This is a genomic window from Acinetobacter sp. LipI_19, assembly GCF_058242925.1.
Genome location: NZ_JBZAYK010000001.1, coordinates 1171538 through 1186038 on the forward strand (window position 1 = coordinate 1171538; position 14501 = coordinate 1186038).

The window sequence follows — 14501 nt, forward strand, 5'->3', positions numbered from 1 at the left end:
TTAATTCTAGGGTAACAAGCTGGCAATTTTTTAAAAGCGAAATGGCAGCGTAACAGCAACAGTTAGAATAAAACCCCATCCACCTAAATCGAAAACTTTTGATACTGCAAGAGATGCAAAAGCTTGGGCCAAAGAACTTGAGGTCACCTTGAAAAATGAAAAGGTGCAAAATTTTAAACATATAGTTTTTAAAGATGCTCTGATTGAATATCGAGAAAATGTATCTATAAATAAAAAAGGTGCATCCCAAGAAATCACCAGAATAAATTACATCTTTAAAAAATATGGACTGTTCAAAGGCTTTGATAAATGTAGATAAAGAAATGCTTGTTAAATGGAGGGAATTGCGTTTAGAAACCGTTAAGGAGGGCAATTGTTCGCCGTGATCTAATAATGTTTCAAGGCTTCTTTGCATGGTGCATAGAAACAAAAATATGGTTAGGTAGTAACCCACTCAAGGATGCGTCCATACCTAAATAATCAGAGCATAGAGAGCGTGTTATTGCTGATTGGATTAATGATGATTCAAAAGTCTTAATCCCCAAGAAGAACAAGCATTGTTGTGAGATATCAGACAATGAAGCAAGAGCAGTACGGCGACTGATCTTAGATATGCAAGGTCAATCTGAAGCATTGGATGAATGGCTGGATGCTATAGTTGATCGATATTTTTATAGCAGTTCATGGCCCCAAATGGTTATTAAATCAGGTACAGTGGATATGCCAGTTATTGCTCGCGCAGAAAGGGATGCTTGTTTTGATGTGAAGTGTGGCTTAGATGCATTAAATGTGAGGTATCCATTTATTCAATATAAAGCACACTGCTTGACCCTGCACAGGGTATATGGCATATTTCTTGTTATAGTGGGCAAAGTTATGGTAATCCGCTAGATATTAAGCTCACTTTTAAGTGGGCTTTTTGCTTTTTAGAAATACAAATAAAAACAGATATTATAATACTGTAGAAAAATTGGAAATTATATGAGTAAACGGTGAGATCAGTAACCTAAGACCACTTTTATTTAGATAATTTAAAACACTATACTTAACTGTTGTTTATTAAAAAAATTTATATTCAAATTATATGGAAGTTTATTTACTCATTTCTATTTACTTTAATACGCATGAATATTGAAATTTATCTATGTTGCTTTTATTTTAAAACTAGAAGATGGAATAATTATTTGATTTATATAGGTTAAATATTTTACATATATTCTTGTTAATTATTTATTCAGGATGAGACAAGCTCAAAATTATTAAAAGGTAAAAAGATGAAAAATATATTAAGTGGCTTAGTGCTAGTATTTATGTCTAATCATATATATGCGGCTGTAACATGTGGTACGTCAACATCAACACTTCCTACTTTAAATAGTGTTTATAAATCAGGTGAGTTTAGAATTTTCTACTCATCAAATCCAAGTAATGCTGATTACATACCAAATCAAACTGATCTTAATAATAATGGTATTCCAGACTATGTTGAAAATGTAGCAATACAAGCTAATGCGACTACAGAAGCTTTAACTAGCCTTAGATTTGTTCATCCTTTAAATAGTGAACGATACGCGGGTGCGGCAAAATTCATTGATATCCATTTAACAGCTTTAACTGGCAATGGTGTAGCGTATGAAAATCCTTCAATATTTATTAATAAACCAACCAAAGAAGGTAAATGTGCTCTTAACATATATATTCGAAATAATATTGAGAGTTTTACTGGAGATTATTGGGTTACAGGAACGCACGAAATTTTTCATCTTTATCAATATGACTATAATCAATTTAAAGGTGGCTGGTACCTTGAAGGAATGGCTAAATGGCTGAAAGTCTTTTGCAATCGGGTACTCAAAATGGAGATGGCCTAACTCCATTGCCAAAAGAACAAAAAAAATTAACAGCAGAGGTTTATGAAGTACCATACAATCAATTATGGAGTCGATTAGCCGTACTTTCTGATACAACAAATGGTCAACTAAATCTTCCGCCAAATTTAATAAACCGAACATACCTAGATGGCACAAAGGTGTTTAAGGATGACAAGTTAAAAGGTTATTTATTTATTAAGAAAACTTTAGAAAGTTTGAAAATTAAATCAGATCAAATTTCTTCACAAAATGGTCGGAATCCTCATAATTGGGACGAAATAGATCAGTCTAATCCTGCTAATAGAACATTAATGTTAAAGGCAATCCAAGATTCAATGTTGCAATTTGGGATGAATCAAACAACAGAAGAACAAGAATTTTTACTTTTACAGTAAGAATATGATTTTCAATAGTTTTAAATTTAAAGCTCACTTTTAGTGGGCTTTTTTATTTTCTAAAGCTTATAAATTATAATTCAATTAACAGGCTGAATTTAGTAGTATCGACCTAGAGTTCATTGCATTGAGATAATCATGAAAAATAAATATTTATTTCTATTTGTCATATTTATTTGTATTGGTTTTTTTATTTTATTAGTTAAAGGTGAATTACAATTATCTCAATCTGGCGGTATTGAAAAGGAATGTATAGGAGTAAATATTCCTGAGAGTGTAAAATATACAAAGTCCCGACAATATTGTACTTGTTTCAATAATCAGCTTAATTATAAAGATAGCAGTAGTGCTCAAAGTTTTTGTTTAAATAAAATTAACTAAAAATAAATTTTATCCGTCAAATAGTTTGATGGATTCACCATGACCGCCGAAAAGCGGTTTTTTATGTCAGGAGAAAATGAATGACACGTGAAGAACGCCAACATTATGTAGATGTAATTAAAGCCCTCTACAAAACCTCTATTTCAGTTGATGAAGTCAAATTTCAGATGAAGTAGTAGATATTGTAGATACAATTCTTTATGCAATTCGAAATTGCACTATGAATCTTGGCATTTTTATTTCTATTGTTAATGATGTTACTTCTGAAATAGACTTCTTTCATAACTCACTTTTACTCAGTTCTAAATTATAAATTCCTGCAATAAAATTGAACCTTAAGACAAACTTTTTCCATCTATTTCGATATCGCTCTGCAAGGATTTTGAAAGTCTTTAATGTTCCAAATACATGCTCAATCCCTATTCTTCTTTTATTAATTTCTCGATTATATGTTTTTAGTAAAGGATCTAATTCACAACGTTTTTTAGCCTTGCACGGTAACAAGCTATTGGGATATATAGTATAAATCCCTTGATAACCTTTATCTTCCAGAATAAATGAATTTGTTGGGACTAAATGCAGATTGCGTTTGAACAGTTCAAAGTCATGTACAGCGCCTTTGCTCATGCATAAACTTAGTATTTGCTGAGTTTTACAGTGAATGATCGCTTGTACTTTAAGCGTATGAGTCTTTTTCTTACCACTATAGCTTTTTTTCTGTTTTTTTAGGCCTTTGAATTGGAGTTTCAGTAGCATCTACAATCACCACATTCCAGTCTATACCTTCACCTTCGGGGATATCTTTGGGTAAATTAAACAAACCTGACTGGATTAAACTAACTTCAACTTGACGAACAATTCTGGAAGCTGTTGGCTCTGATACACCGTAACTTGCAGCAACATGAAATAAGGTTCGGTATTCTCTCCAATAGCTTAAACAGAGTAGTACTTGATCTTCAAGACACAGTTTCGGTGGTCTGCCTTTAGATGGAATTTGCATCTGCATTTGTTCAACCATTAGAGAAAATGTTGAACGAGATATGCCTGTATAACGCTTAAACTGGGAATCAGAAAGCTTTGTTAAGTTGAGATATTTCATATACAGATTATGCTTGAAAATCTTAAATTTTAATCTATTTTTTGACAAGTTCATCAATACTCAATAATGTAATTTTTTATTTATATATTAGTTTAAAAGTAATAATTGTTTATCCTTAATCAGATTGAACTTATAATTTTGCTTTATTTTTTTAGGATCAAAAGTGAAAATTTATAAGGGATTTCTTAATCTCATTGGTTGCACATGTTTAATCATCAGCTCTTCAGTGATAGCAAAAACAAGCATTAGTGTTTTTTCACCTAAAAAAGGTGTGATTTGTGATAAATATATTTGTGCTGATAAGAAAGGTGTATCAAAATCCCTTACGGCCAAATATTTAGGGACTAAGAAAGCGAGTAAAGCTTTTTCACAAAGCAATTTTGACACATCAGCATTTACACTTTCTAATGGGGTATTTTGTGATACAAATACAAAAAGATGTCATGTAGATCGATATTTTGAGAACGGACATAGAAGTAAAGTTGATAAAAGCATGACTGATAAGCTTTTTAATTATAAATAGTTCTTTGTCATAAATAACTTAAAGAGCTCGTCTAAAGGTGAGCTCTTTTATGATCGAAATGTGGAAATTAACCAATATAATATTCTTAGCAAAAAAGAAAACCATAAAATAAACCAAGAACAAGGCCGTTACAAAAGGCAAAGCAAATTTAATTTGAAGTTAATGGGCACAAATTGGAACAGATGAAATTTTCTGATTGAAAAGAACCCAATATATAGAAATTATTTTGAGTGAACATAAAATTTTAAAAGAAATAATCATTGAAATTTGTATATTCCCATGATTATGAAATCAATTATTCAATAAATTTTTGTTATCTGATATGAAACAAAATAAGAATGATTATCTACATCAAATTAGATATGATAAGGGCAACTATTAATTTATCAATATAGATGAAATTACAAAAGACAATTGTAGAAATTTTATAACTTTAAAGGACTATGGATTGCATATTTCAAAGATTGTATTTAAGAGTTGAATAAATAATACATGTAAGATTTTTATAATTATAAAACTGTTGATTACAGTTAATAAAGTATCAGAAAAATCATTATGAATTACATTAGTCGTCATAATTGATATAAATAAGACCAAAATTAAAACATAGAATTTGCTATTAAGATATTGATTTGTCATGAAAAACTCATTCTTTAATTGTTATATTGTAACATTTATCTCTAGAGACTTGTATATTAGATATGTCATGAAATGAAAAGAATTATTTATTTGTAGAAATAATAAAGCAAAAATAATCGTAAGTGTAAGTTAATAAATGAAATTTTAACATTAAATTTTAATAACTATAAGCATTTATGAAGAACTTTTATAAATAAAATTAATATATATATAAGAAAACTTGATTATTTTTGTTTTGGGTGTACAATAAACTTAACTAGAAAAAGTCATGTTTGGTAAATTTTCTCTAAGTACCGCAGTATTAGTCATAATCCTTCGTTTTTTTCAGATTTTAAGCTCCATTCTTTATTATTTCGATGTTACAGAATAGTCAATAAAATGGCTAAATTTTTAAAAAATAGGATTTATTATGTCTAATTCAAATGTTATGAAAGGTACTGTTAAGTGGTTTAATGAAGCCAAGGGTTTTGGTTTTATTCAGCCAGAATCAGGTCCAGATGTTTTTGCTCACTTTAGCGAAATCGCTAGCTCTGGCTTCAAAACTCTTGCTGAAGGTCAACCCGTTGAATTCAGTATTGCACAAGGTCAAAAAGGCCCAAATGCTATAAATATTGTTGCTGTATAAGTAATTGTAAATAGTAAAAAGAAAAGCACTAATTAGTGCTTTTTATTTTCTCTTAAAATTAATTTTAAGATTGTTAATAAGTTTAAATTTAGGATGTAAATTGTTAAAAATAAATGATTTAATTGCAAAATCTAAAAATGGTACAGAAATTCTTGTGTCTTTGATTCCTCTAAATAAAATACAAAACACACGTGAAGGCTTTAAAACAGTAGAGGTTGGAAAAAGAGTTCTTCTTTCCTCTGGAATTGAAGTTGATTTGAATTTAGATGGACGGACCTTCTATGCCTCTTTAAATCAACTATTTAAATTAAATGATAGAGTTATTTAAAAAACTCAATTAGTTACTGAAAACTTAGGTGGATTCTTCATTTCTGCCAAAATTTTATTAGGATATCGTAATGCTTAAACATAGTATCAGTGTTAAAGACCAGTTTGGAATTAAATATCTCATTCAGGCAACCGTGGATAATTATTTCGCTAATACCCAATGTTTTTCAAATTTAAAATACATTACAGTTGAAGGCGAAGACATACGACCGAGTTTTGAAATGTTTTTTCAAAGTAAGCTCACTGGTAAAATTTTTAAAATTGATAAAATCTCTTAGTTATAATGAATTTAGTGTTTTAAAGGGGATGAAGAGCAAATACCTTAATTAAAGTGGAAGCAGGTATTTACATCGCTTATTTCAACTTGCATTTTAAAAATATTAGTGTATTTATAACGTATTCAAATTTATTTGAAATTTGTTATTTCCGTGAAAGTGCAACAAAATTGCAACATTCTAAATTATTTAATTGATTTATAAGCAAATTATTTGCCCCAATTGGGGCGGTTTTATTTTGTGAACTTGGTTTGTAAATTAACTAAATTTTAGTAGCAGTTTTTTGCAATAGGTATATAGTTGTGCCATTCATTGGGTATTCATGAAACATGGTGATACATATCCCATAAGTGAGGAAAATATGAGCCTTTATGAACAAATTAGTGATGAAATTACCTTGATGGATGCAGGTGAGCAAAAGTGGATTGGGCAGGATTTGCCGCTTGAATCTATGGTTGCTGTTGAGTTACTGCTACAAGATTTTCAAGAAGATAAGTTGATTAAGATCCGCCGTAAAAACCATGAAAAGCACTCTGGTTTAAAACAGGTTGATCGTGTCTTGGTTGAGAAGTTATAAGTTTAAAAGCCCCGTAAGGGGCTTTGATATTTTAGAAATATTTTGCAGAACAATCGTACAAAAACTGACTCAAGTAAATTAGTTATAAATAAAACTTTGATAATTCAAATGATATTAACCTAGAAAATTTAAGATAAACGATCCATCATATTTTTAATACGTTTTTCAGCATCGCCCAATGAAATATCATGATAAAAATCATCTACAAATGGATGTTCCTTAGCGAGATATGGAATCAAAATAGTTCTTAAATTACCAGTTTGGGTATGAACAGACATCAGTGTCGAAGAATCACCAAATTTATATTCAGAAAGAAAATTACACAGCGACCAAAAAAGTGATTTCATGATTTTCTTTATTAAAATGATCTTAATAATCTTGAAAACTTTTTTCACCTACAAATACCCATAAGCCAAATTCGAGCTCACAACAACGATTAATAACTTTTTTTAAATACAAGGTATAAAATGGTTAACTTGATCATGGTGTGTAATCACACAAAAGTCATTATGGATAACAGCTAGATTACTTTTAGCTTCCACGGAAAGAATTGCAAAATAATTGGGATTAGAAAAACAAAGTGTAGGCCATACGGATTGATGTAATTACCAACATTTTTGACAGGACGTTTTGTATCATATTTTTACGCTACTATTATGAATATGTGCTTGTCCTATGCTTAGCATTTAGCATTCAATTCCCAACTCTGTTTGAATTTGAATATTTGAAGTCAATAATTTATGAACAGGACAACTTTCTGTAACTTTAAGCAGGCGTTTATGTTGCTACTCGGTGAAATCACCTTTAAGAAAAATTTTCCTTGAAATATTATTCTCAACTAGTTCAGGGTTTAAAGCTCAATCTAATTGTACATGTTCAATTTTAGCCCTTTATGATTTGAATACATTTCTAAGTTGCTCACAGTACAAGCAGATTATGTAGATAATAGAAATTAAATCGGATTCTGTGCTGTATCTTGAACACCCTTATCGCTAGGTTTATCGGCATACCATGTATGTCCTTGGGGGTGGGTGAGTGTCACACGATAAGGTGTCTGTGTACTTTCTACTTGAGCAAGATTTGCCATAAAATGTTCATCAGATAAAAATAGACCAGTATCATCAATATAAAATTTTCGGAAAAGTTTTCAGTTTAATTTATTGCTTTATAAATTTTAGATTTGAATGTGACCTATGGTCAATGTTTTTCTTAATTACTTTTTAAAAAATAAATAATTATAAAACAAAGTCTTGTTTTGTTTTTTTAGGGTTGGATTAAGTTTTTAAAATGGTCATTATAGAATCGTTGCATATATGCAACATATCGTATTATCAATAACAGTGAATTTATACGGGAAGTGTATACACTAATATCCATTCGATAGCGAGAATATAAAGATGAACTTTAAAGCATTAACATTGGGTTTGGCCGTAGCATCAGTTACAACTTTCAGTATGGCAAAGCCTGTAGATTACAAAATTGATCCAACACATACTGCAACAGTATTTACTTGGAATCATTTCGGTTTTTCAACACCTTCAGCAAACTTCAGTGACATTCAAGGTACGATCTCTGTTGATAATGCAAAACCAGCAGACTCATCTGTCAATGTAACTATTCCATTAGCTAGTTTAAATACCAATGTAGCAGCATTAGACCAACATTTAAAAAAGGCAGATTTCTTTGATGCTGAAAAGTATCCAAATATCACTTTTAAAAGTACTAAAGTTCAAGCTTTAGGTAAAAATAAATACAAAATCACAGGTAATTTAACTGTGAAAGATGTGACTAAACCAGTTATTTTAGATGCTGTTTTAAACAAACAAGGTGAACATCCAATGACTAAAGCGCAGTCAATTGGTTTCAATGCAACGACATCATTTGACCGTTCAGCATTTGGTGTTGGAGCATACGTGCCAAATGTAGGTGATAAAATTACTGTAAATATTACAACAGAAGCGTCTGTAGCAAAGTAATATTTAAATAGATCAAAGGCTTATAAGGTGGATATAACTTGCTTTATAGGCCTTTTTTATCGACTAGATAAAAGTTGCATCAATCTAATCAGTACGGATATCTAAATATTCAATATAACCAGTACCTTCAACTGGACTCCCTTTGAATGTACCTTTGTATTGATAGCTTCCTGCATAGCCTCCAGCCATGCCATATTGAAAATCTGCATTTGTTAGACCATCAATACGTATTAACGAATTTCCATTATTATCATTCACGCACCATGAGAAAGTACGAGGTAAACGCATTGATAAACCATTCGGTGTTATAACACGTTGAGCTTGAAATGCATGGACATTAAAATTAAATCCATTTGAATGAATACTGCCATGATCATCTGTAGAACGAATATATACTCGACGTTGCAATACAAGATTTAATGGGCCAAGAACTTCGACAAGTAGGACTTGAGTTTTCTCATCGATATTTAAAATATGATAAGTAAAATAATTGATATATAAATTTACATCTACTGCACGAGCATATTCATAAGTACAAAGTCCTTGAACTGAGGTTTTCTTACCTTGATATTCAAGAAATCCTTCATATGTACATAATAATGCCCAGTGATCATATAAACCTAATGACATTTGTGCAAAATGTGCAATTTTATCAGTCGCACGAATCTTTAAATCAAAATTGAAATCATGACCTTCACGATGCGCATGAAAATTTGGATATGTGCCTTTTAATAACAAGTCATTCCCAAATTTTAAGGATGAACCATTACTTTCCAATTTACAGTCATTTTCTACACTATAGCCATTAAAGTGTTTGTCTGTACCCACTGCTGTGCCTATTAATACATTTGCTGTATCAAGCGCAGTGGTTTGGATCAAATGTTGATTTCTAAAAATTTTTACACGTGGTTGACCAACCACAATTAAAAGATTCAAAAAATTAAATGGTGCATTAAGATTCGGAATCATAACCCCATAATGAACGCAAGAATATTTTCCTCGTGGTGTATGCGTTGGCGTATTCACCTCAAAAGGTTTTCCGTTGATTGTCTCTGAACAATCGATAAAATTATGTAAAAACTTTGGCGCAGCAATGTGTTTGGGTAATAATCGTTTCATCTAAATGATCCTTAATACTTTATTTGTTAAAATTTACAGTTCTAATGAGATGCCTTGACGAGCACTTTTTATATCCAATGCACTCTTAGAAGTAATTTTAAGATATGATTTTGCAAATATTTTCTGTGATGTCTTGTTTAGGATTATTTCAAAATTTTTAGGTAGATTTATTCCTAGAGGATTGCTTTCTTTAATCGAAAGCTCAGTAAAAACACGTGTTCCCATAATATAATCAAACCACGGACGTGTAACACACCAATTGGCATTTTGATTACTAGCCATATGATGATCATAGTGCCAAGGGATCCGTTTACGCGCATATTCAGGGTCTAGGTGAGATTTTGCATGTACTCGCCAATAATTCCAAATCCCATAATATAAGCCGGCAGTAAAAAATGGTGCAATGGGTAAAAATACAGTTGAAACAGCGGCTATACCTAACAATGCGGTTTTTTCATTATAAATTTCTGCATTTTTAAACATAGATTCACGATATCCTTCATCATGAAACACATGTGTTCTGGCACGTTTATGATGTGCTATATGTGTGAAGAAAGGGCTATTACGGTGTTTACTTGGAAATTCATGCAACCATACCTTATGTGCATACCATTCAAATCCATTCGCAACTAAAAGGCCAATTGGAAAACCTAACATCTCTAATCCTTTTCAATTAAGAAATAAACATCAGTGTAGAAAAGAACAGCTCATTTTTTTTGACTGAAAAGCTAACTCGTTAAATGTCATTAGAATCAAGTTATAGCTAAAAAATTATTTTTGCTTACGCTGGCGATAATGGGATGGCGTTTCATTTGTCCAGCGTTTAAAGGCACGTGAAAAGGCGGAAGGCTCAGAAAAACCAAGTAAATATACAACTTGATCTATGCTTATATTGGGATTCATCAATAGTTTTTTGGCCATTTTTTCACGGTAAGTTGCCAAAACTTTTTCAAAAGTCGTATTCACTTCTTTAAGATCTGCACGAAGTTTTCGTGGCTGCAGCCCTAAATGTTGGGCAATTAATTTTAAATCTAATTGACCTGATTCTAATAAACCGGAGCTGAGTAAGTTTTCTATATCATTAATTAAATAATATTTATCGACAACTTTCACCTGCTGTTTAGCAACATGCTCATGTATTTTTAATAGCATTGGTTCAGCTGATGCTGAAGCTAAGCTCAATATTTCAGCATCAAAAACTATACAGCCGTGCTGCATACCTAAACGAGTAGGGCATTTCCAGATACGTTGATATTCATCTAAGCTCGCACCTTGTTGGTATGGCAACCATATTTCTTTGGGATTAAAATGATTGTTAGTTATATAGTTCAAAAAATTAAGCATAACGCTTATGGCGCATTCTAGATAATGACGAACTGGGTGCTGAAGATTCGTGATCATTGCATTTTGATTTTCAATGTGTAAATGAGCCACAAAAGCATCAGTAAAAATTTTTTGATAACGCAAAGCTCTTTGTAAGCCGTCCCCAAATGTAGGACTACTCATAAAAATGTATTCTAATATTTCGCCTCTAAAAATGGGGAAATGTTCACCTACATGAAGTCCGATATTTTGATCAGCACTGATTTCTTCAGCTATTTCCCAAAAGCGTTGTTGGGTCGAATTATCTCGCCGAATGGTTTTGTCAGGTGGTTGTTCTGATAATCTTATTTGTGAAAATATCCGATTTGCATCCAAATTCATTTTATTTAGGGTGTGATATGTTAACCAGAGGAAAACACCAGAATCACTAGATTTGTTTTGATCCATAAATCAAAAATACCGATTTCAACATATACAATTAATACTCATAGATCAGGCTACAAATGTATAAAAGTCATGAAAATTTAAGCTTGTTTTATCATCTTAGAGAAAGCCATTTGACTGTTCAATGTCATTGCGTGCTAATTTTAATTATTGTTCTACAATCTAATTTAGCTATTCAACAAATACGCCTAACAATCTTTTTAAAATGTCTTTTATTTCTGAGCTGCCTTCTCAACTAGTCGCTTAAAGCTAGGGCATTGCAAATGCGATGGTGCAGGGCAGTCACCTACGTGGCGAAGTATGTCACGGAGTGCGATCAATTTATGAATTTGAAGATCAATCTCATCGGCTTTTTGATGAATAACACTTGGAGAAAGATCAAGTGCGCCACGACTATCGAACATTGCTGCGATCTCTTTAAGCGAAAAGCCCGCCGATTTTCCCATTGAAATCAAAGTGAGTCGTAACAGAACTTCAGAAGAAAATTGTCTACGTAATCCATGACGAGAAATTGAGAAAATCAAACCGATTTCTTCATAATAGCGTAGTGCTGAAGGTTTAATTCCACTTTTTGCTGAAACTACACCAATATCAAGAAATTTCATACTTGACCTCAAGTCAACTTGAATTAGTAGTATGTGATTAAACACCACTGCTGACAAGAGCGCAACATGACAGAGCAGACAGAATCGATAAACAAGACCCAAACTGGAATCACCATCACTTTGGCGTTATCCATGCTATTGGCATCGCTGGGGACAAGCATTGTCAATATCGCCTTACCCACACTTGCTGAGGTATTTCTACTGCCATTTAATCAAATACAGGCTATTGTAATTGGATACCTTGTCTCGCTGACGCTCTCTGTTGTCATTGCTGGACGCTTAGGTGATCGATATGGATGTAAGTCTATGCTGATCGTTGGACTGATTATATTCAGTTTGGCTTCACTGCTATGTAGTGTTGCACCTAACTTATGGATATTGGTTGCTTCACGATCATTTCAAGGAATAGGTGCGGCATTCTTAATGACACTTGCAATGGCACTGACACGTCATACCGTCAGTAAATCACAGTTGGGAAGAGCAATGGGAATGCTTGGAACGATATCAGCTTTAGGTACAGCACTTGGACCAGTGTTGGGTGGGTTTCTGCTTGTTGTGAGCGGTTGGCAAGGCATTTTTGGATTACAGTTTATACTTGCGGGTATCGCGATTATTCTGGCTTGGGTACTGCTGCCTAATGATTACATTAAAAAAGAAATTCCTGCACTAACTTCTTTGCAACCAGACACGAACATAACACAAAACCTCATGGTTAATTTGCTGGTTGCCGCCGTTATGATGACCACACTTGTCATTGGACCTTTTTATCTCAGTCTTGGTCTAAACTTGAATCAAATACAAGTGGGTTTGATTATGGGGATTGGGCCAGTGGTTGCTATCTTAAGTGGGATTCCATCGGGTCGACTTGTCGATCGTTGGGGCAGTCGCTATATCGTCACTACAGGGTTGATTTTTCTGATTATCGGTAGCTCGATGCTCGCTATCTTACCGAAATTGATGGGTATAAGTGGCTATATTATGCCGATCATTATTTTGACTTCGGGTTATCAACTGTTTCAGGCAGCCAACAATACCATGACCTTGGCAGATGTTCCCAAAGCTCGACAAGGGATGGTATCAGGACTTCTTAGCTTATCTCGTAATATGGGCTTAATTATCGGGGTTTCAGTGATGGGAGCTATTTTTTCATTTGGTGTCGGCACAAATCAACTCACTCAGGCAACGGCTTTAGCAATCATTGATGGGATGCAATTTACCTTTTTGTGTGCTGGAGCATTGATGATTGTGGGGGTGCTCATCAGTTTTGTCTCATTTCGTAGACAATATTGATAAGAAGGATTTGTAGCGTAATCGTATAAAATGAGCTAGATCTAACAAGCCCTTTTAAGGGCTTGTATGCGTTTATTTTTGTTTGGTTTCAATTAAATCACTTAAATTATAACCTAAGCTTTTAGCATAATTTAAATATTCTTCAGTTGTGGCTGGATCAAGCTGTGGAGATCGACTGAGTAACCATAAATATTTTTTGTTGGGTGTACCGATCAATGCAACTTGATAATTTTCATCCAGCTTTAAAATCCAATAATCACCACGCCCCACAGGTAACCAACGAAGTACTTTTGGTAAAAAACTTACTTTTAATTTGGAGTTCGTAGGCGCGTTTTGTACATATGCTTCGCCAATTGATTGTTGAAGCTTGCCATTTTTATCGTAACAACGATTATCTACTTTGATTGAGCCATTTTCATTTAAGGAATAATCAGCAGTAACGTTATAATCGCATTTATTTTGAAAATACATTGGCTTGCGTGCAATTTCATGCCAAGTACCCAGATACCTCTTTAAATCTACATTTTTAACGGTTTGAATCTTTTCATTTCCTGCATAAGCAAATGCCGCAACACTAAGTAATGCTATTCCACCGACGAGCGTTAATATTTTAAACTTGTTGTTCATGACATAGCCCTATATTTAAGTATTTAATATATATATTCATTATGTCGCGCCTGATGCGGGGATATTGTAATTTTGCTTACAAGTCATGTAGTTTTTTCATGTAAAAATCTCTTCTAAGCAGTCCAAGTTGTCTTTTTCTTGCGATAATTTCATCATGCTGGTAAGGCAGTATTTCAGCCAATTGATCAACAGTTAAATGGTTGTTTTCAATGAGAAAGCAATCTTGATCTGTTGACCAAGCAGAGGATAACAATTGTTTTGTGTTTGGCTTATTTCTATAGGACATGGGATTAAATTTTTTACACCTTAAATGGCTGACAATCAATAAAATTGCGAGTGATTGAATTTTAACGCTCTGCACTTTTAGCGATATAAATTTGATATATTTATATCAAATTTTGATTT

Annotated in this window: 20 protein-coding genes and 1 pseudogene; 11 read left to right on the forward strand and 10 right to left on the reverse strand. The window is 32.7% G+C overall.

All coding sequences use genetic code 11. The features are described 5' to 3' along the window. Positions 1–612: 612 nt before the first annotated feature. From AC4CVF_RS05665 to AC4CVF_RS05680, 4 genes are all read left to right on the forward strand, one after another. Positions 613–891, forward strand: a complete 279-nt coding sequence (locus tag AC4CVF_RS05665) for a hypothetical protein (protein WP_336954232.1) — start codon at positions 613–615, stop codon at positions 889–891. A 383-nt stretch (positions 892–1274) separates the two neighbouring features. Continuing rightward, the gene (locus AC4CVF_RS05670) at positions 1275–1871 is read left to right on the forward strand and encodes a hypothetical protein (protein ID WP_490789067.1); all 597 of its coding nucleotides are present in this window, start codon (positions 1275–1277) and stop codon (positions 1869–1871) included. Then, positions 1823–2266, forward strand: a complete 444-nt coding sequence (locus tag AC4CVF_RS05675; RefSeq protein WP_336954230.1) for a hypothetical protein — start codon at positions 1823–1825, stop codon at positions 2264–2266. The genes AC4CVF_RS05670 and AC4CVF_RS05675 overlap by 49 nt, the downstream gene beginning before the upstream one ends. Before the next feature lie 138 nt (positions 2267–2404). Further along, a complete protein-coding gene (locus AC4CVF_RS05680; protein ID WP_336954229.1) occupies positions 2405–2647 on the forward strand; it encodes a hypothetical protein in 243 nt (80 codons plus the stop codon). Between the two features lie 279 nt (positions 2648–2926). Here the strand turns inward: AC4CVF_RS05680 and AC4CVF_RS05685 are convergent, their stop codons facing one another. Next, the gene (locus AC4CVF_RS05685) at positions 2927–3403 is read right to left on the reverse strand and encodes a transposase family protein (protein WP_336954228.1); all 477 of its coding nucleotides are present in this window, start codon (positions 3401–3403) and stop codon (positions 2927–2929) included. After that, a complete protein-coding gene (locus AC4CVF_RS05690; RefSeq protein ID WP_419327791.1) occupies positions 3351–3746 on the reverse strand; it encodes a transposase family protein in 396 nt (131 codons plus the stop codon). The genes AC4CVF_RS05685 and AC4CVF_RS05690 overlap by 53 nt, the downstream gene beginning before the upstream one ends. 193 nt (positions 3747–3939) lie before the next feature. Between AC4CVF_RS05690 and AC4CVF_RS05695 the strand changes: the two genes are divergently transcribed. The 5 genes from AC4CVF_RS05695 to AC4CVF_RS05715 all read left to right on the forward strand — a co-directional run bounded on the left by AC4CVF_RS05695 (position 3940) and on the right by AC4CVF_RS05715 (position 6712). After that, complete coding sequence (locus AC4CVF_RS05695) at positions 3940–4269, forward strand: YcgJ family protein (protein ID WP_419327821.1); 330 nt, start codon at positions 3940–3942, stop codon at positions 4267–4269. Between the two features lie 1048 nt (positions 4270–5317). Next, positions 5318–5533: a cold-shock protein gene (locus AC4CVF_RS05700; protein ID WP_336954225.1), complete on the forward strand. Its 216-nt coding sequence runs from the start codon at positions 5318–5320 to the stop codon at positions 5531–5533. Between the two features lie 100 nt (positions 5534–5633). Next, positions 5634–5861, forward strand: a complete 228-nt coding sequence (locus AC4CVF_RS05705) for a hypothetical protein (protein WP_336954224.1) — start codon at positions 5634–5636, stop codon at positions 5859–5861. A 70-nt stretch (positions 5862–5931) separates the two neighbouring features. Beyond that, complete coding sequence (locus AC4CVF_RS05710; protein ID WP_419327793.1) at positions 5932–6138, forward strand: hypothetical protein; 207 nt, start codon at positions 5932–5934, stop codon at positions 6136–6138. Positions 6139–6496: 358 nt separating this feature from the next. Further along, positions 6497–6712, forward strand: a complete 216-nt coding sequence (locus AC4CVF_RS05715; RefSeq protein WP_336954222.1) for a hypothetical protein — start codon at positions 6497–6499, stop codon at positions 6710–6712. A gap of 128 nt (positions 6713–6840) precedes the next feature. On the opposite strand, the gene AC4CVF_RS05720 is transcribed toward AC4CVF_RS05715, so the two are convergent. Together AC4CVF_RS05720 and AC4CVF_RS05725 are read right to left on the reverse strand one after the other, a co-directional pair. Beyond that, positions 6841–7059, reverse strand: a complete 219-nt coding sequence (locus AC4CVF_RS05720) for a hypothetical protein (protein ID WP_336954221.1) — start codon at positions 7057–7059, stop codon at positions 6841–6843. A 339-nt stretch (positions 7060–7398) separates the two neighbouring features. After that, positions 7399–7799: pseudogene (locus AC4CVF_RS05725) on the reverse strand (OsmC family protein). 310 nt (positions 7800–8109) lie between these two features. Between AC4CVF_RS05725 and AC4CVF_RS05730 the strand changes: the two are divergent. Next, complete coding sequence (locus AC4CVF_RS05730) at positions 8110–8688, forward strand: YceI family protein (protein WP_419327794.1); 579 nt, start codon at positions 8110–8112, stop codon at positions 8686–8688. Between the two features lie 84 nt (positions 8689–8772). Here the strand turns inward: AC4CVF_RS05730 and AC4CVF_RS05735 are convergent, their stop codons facing one another. The 4 genes from AC4CVF_RS05735 to AC4CVF_RS05750 form a co-directional block, all read right to left on the reverse strand. Continuing rightward, on the reverse strand, positions 8773–9807 hold the full coding sequence (locus tag AC4CVF_RS05735; RefSeq protein WP_419327795.1) for a DUF6670 family protein: 1035 nt from the start codon (positions 9805–9807) through the stop codon (positions 8773–8775). Positions 9808–9840: 33 nt separating this feature from the next. Continuing rightward, positions 9841–10464 carry a sterol desaturase family protein gene (locus AC4CVF_RS05740; RefSeq protein ID WP_419359609.1) on the reverse strand — a complete coding sequence of 208 codons (624 nt, stop codon included), beginning with the start codon at positions 10462–10464 and terminating at the stop codon, positions 9841–9843. 114 nt (positions 10465–10578) lie between these two features. Then, the gene (locus tag AC4CVF_RS05745) at positions 10579–11577 is read right to left on the reverse strand and encodes an AraC family transcriptional regulator (protein ID WP_336954216.1); all 999 of its coding nucleotides are present in this window, start codon (positions 11575–11577) and stop codon (positions 10579–10581) included. 209 nt (positions 11578–11786) lie between these two features. Then, complete coding sequence (locus tag AC4CVF_RS05750) at positions 11787–12179, reverse strand: helix-turn-helix domain-containing protein (RefSeq protein WP_336954215.1); 393 nt, start codon at positions 12177–12179, stop codon at positions 11787–11789. A 66-nt stretch (positions 12180–12245) separates the two neighbouring features. On the opposite strand from AC4CVF_RS05750, the gene AC4CVF_RS05755 reads away from it, so the two are divergent. Further along, entirely contained in the window at positions 12246–13469 is a 1224-nt protein-coding gene (locus AC4CVF_RS05755) for an MFS transporter (RefSeq protein ID WP_419820297.1), read from the forward strand. Between the two features lie 72 nt (positions 13470–13541). Here AC4CVF_RS05755 and AC4CVF_RS05760 read toward each other — a convergent pair whose 3' ends face one another. Then, a complete protein-coding gene (locus AC4CVF_RS05760) occupies positions 13542–14096 on the reverse strand; it encodes a lipocalin family protein (RefSeq protein WP_419820298.1) in 555 nt (184 codons plus the stop codon). A gap of 76 nt (positions 14097–14172) precedes the next feature. Then, positions 14173–14382 carry an acyl-CoA thioesterase gene (locus AC4CVF_RS05765; RefSeq protein ID WP_336954212.1) on the reverse strand — a complete coding sequence of 70 codons (210 nt, stop codon included), beginning with the start codon at positions 14380–14382 and terminating at the stop codon, positions 14173–14175. Between the last annotated feature and the right edge of the window lie 119 nt (positions 14383–14501).

What these genes read in the sequence shown, in the direction of transcription:
- AC4CVF_RS05675 (WP_336954230.1), top strand. Translation starts at nt 1,823, where the DNA reads ATGGCTGAAAGTCTTTTGCAATCGGGTACTCAAAATGGAGATGGCCTA.
- AC4CVF_RS05685 (WP_336954228.1), bottom strand. Translation starts at nt 3,403, where the DNA reads ATGCTACTGAAACTCCAATTCAAAGGCCTAAAAAAACAGAAAAAAAGC.
- AC4CVF_RS05710 (WP_419327793.1), top strand. Translation starts at nt 5,932, where the DNA reads ATGCTTAAACATAGTATCAGTGTTAAAGACCAGTTTGGAATTAAATAT.
- AC4CVF_RS05730 (WP_419327794.1), top strand. Translation starts at nt 8,110, where the DNA reads ATGAACTTTAAAGCATTAACATTGGGTTTGGCCGTAGCATCAGTTACA.
- AC4CVF_RS05690 (WP_419327791.1), bottom strand. Translation starts at nt 3,746, where the DNA reads ATGAAATATCTCAACTTAACAAAGCTTTCTGATTCCCAGTTTAAGCGT.
- AC4CVF_RS05750 (WP_336954215.1), bottom strand. Translation starts at nt 12,179, where the DNA reads ATGAAATTTCTTGATATTGGTGTAGTTTCAGCAAAAAGTGGAATTAAA.
- AC4CVF_RS05680 (WP_336954229.1), top strand. Translation starts at nt 2,405, where the DNA reads ATGAAAAATAAATATTTATTTCTATTTGTCATATTTATTTGTATTGGT.
- AC4CVF_RS05715 (WP_336954222.1), top strand. Translation starts at nt 6,497, where the DNA reads ATGAGCCTTTATGAACAAATTAGTGATGAAATTACCTTGATGGATGCA.
- AC4CVF_RS05745 (WP_336954216.1), bottom strand. Translation starts at nt 11,577, where the DNA reads ATGGATCAAAACAAATCTAGTGATTCTGGTGTTTTCCTCTGGTTAACA.
- AC4CVF_RS05700 (WP_336954225.1), top strand. Translation starts at nt 5,318, where the DNA reads ATGTCTAATTCAAATGTTATGAAAGGTACTGTTAAGTGGTTTAATGAA.
- AC4CVF_RS05720 (WP_336954221.1), bottom strand. Translation starts at nt 7,059, where the DNA reads ATGAAATCACTTTTTTGGTCGCTGTGTAATTTTCTTTCTGAATATAAA.
- AC4CVF_RS05665 (WP_336954232.1), top strand. Translation starts at nt 613, where the DNA reads ATGCAAGGTCAATCTGAAGCATTGGATGAATGGCTGGATGCTATAGTT.
- AC4CVF_RS05735 (WP_419327795.1), bottom strand. Translation starts at nt 9,807, where the DNA reads ATGAAACGATTATTACCCAAACACATTGCTGCGCCAAAGTTTTTACAT.
- AC4CVF_RS05765 (WP_336954212.1), bottom strand. Translation starts at nt 14,382, where the DNA reads ATGTCCTATAGAAATAAGCCAAACACAAAACAATTGTTATCCTCTGCT.
- AC4CVF_RS05740 (WP_419359609.1), bottom strand. Translation starts at nt 10,464, where the DNA reads ATGTTAGGTTTTCCAATTGGCCTTTTAGTTGCGAATGGATTTGAATGG.
- AC4CVF_RS05755 (WP_419820297.1), top strand. Translation starts at nt 12,246, where the DNA reads ATGACAGAGCAGACAGAATCGATAAACAAGACCCAAACTGGAATCACC.
- AC4CVF_RS05670 (WP_490789067.1), top strand. Translation starts at nt 1,275, where the DNA reads ATGAAAAATATATTAAGTGGCTTAGTGCTAGTATTTATGTCTAATCAT.
- AC4CVF_RS05760 (WP_419820298.1), bottom strand. Translation starts at nt 14,096, where the DNA reads ATGAACAACAAGTTTAAAATATTAACGCTCGTCGGTGGAATAGCATTA.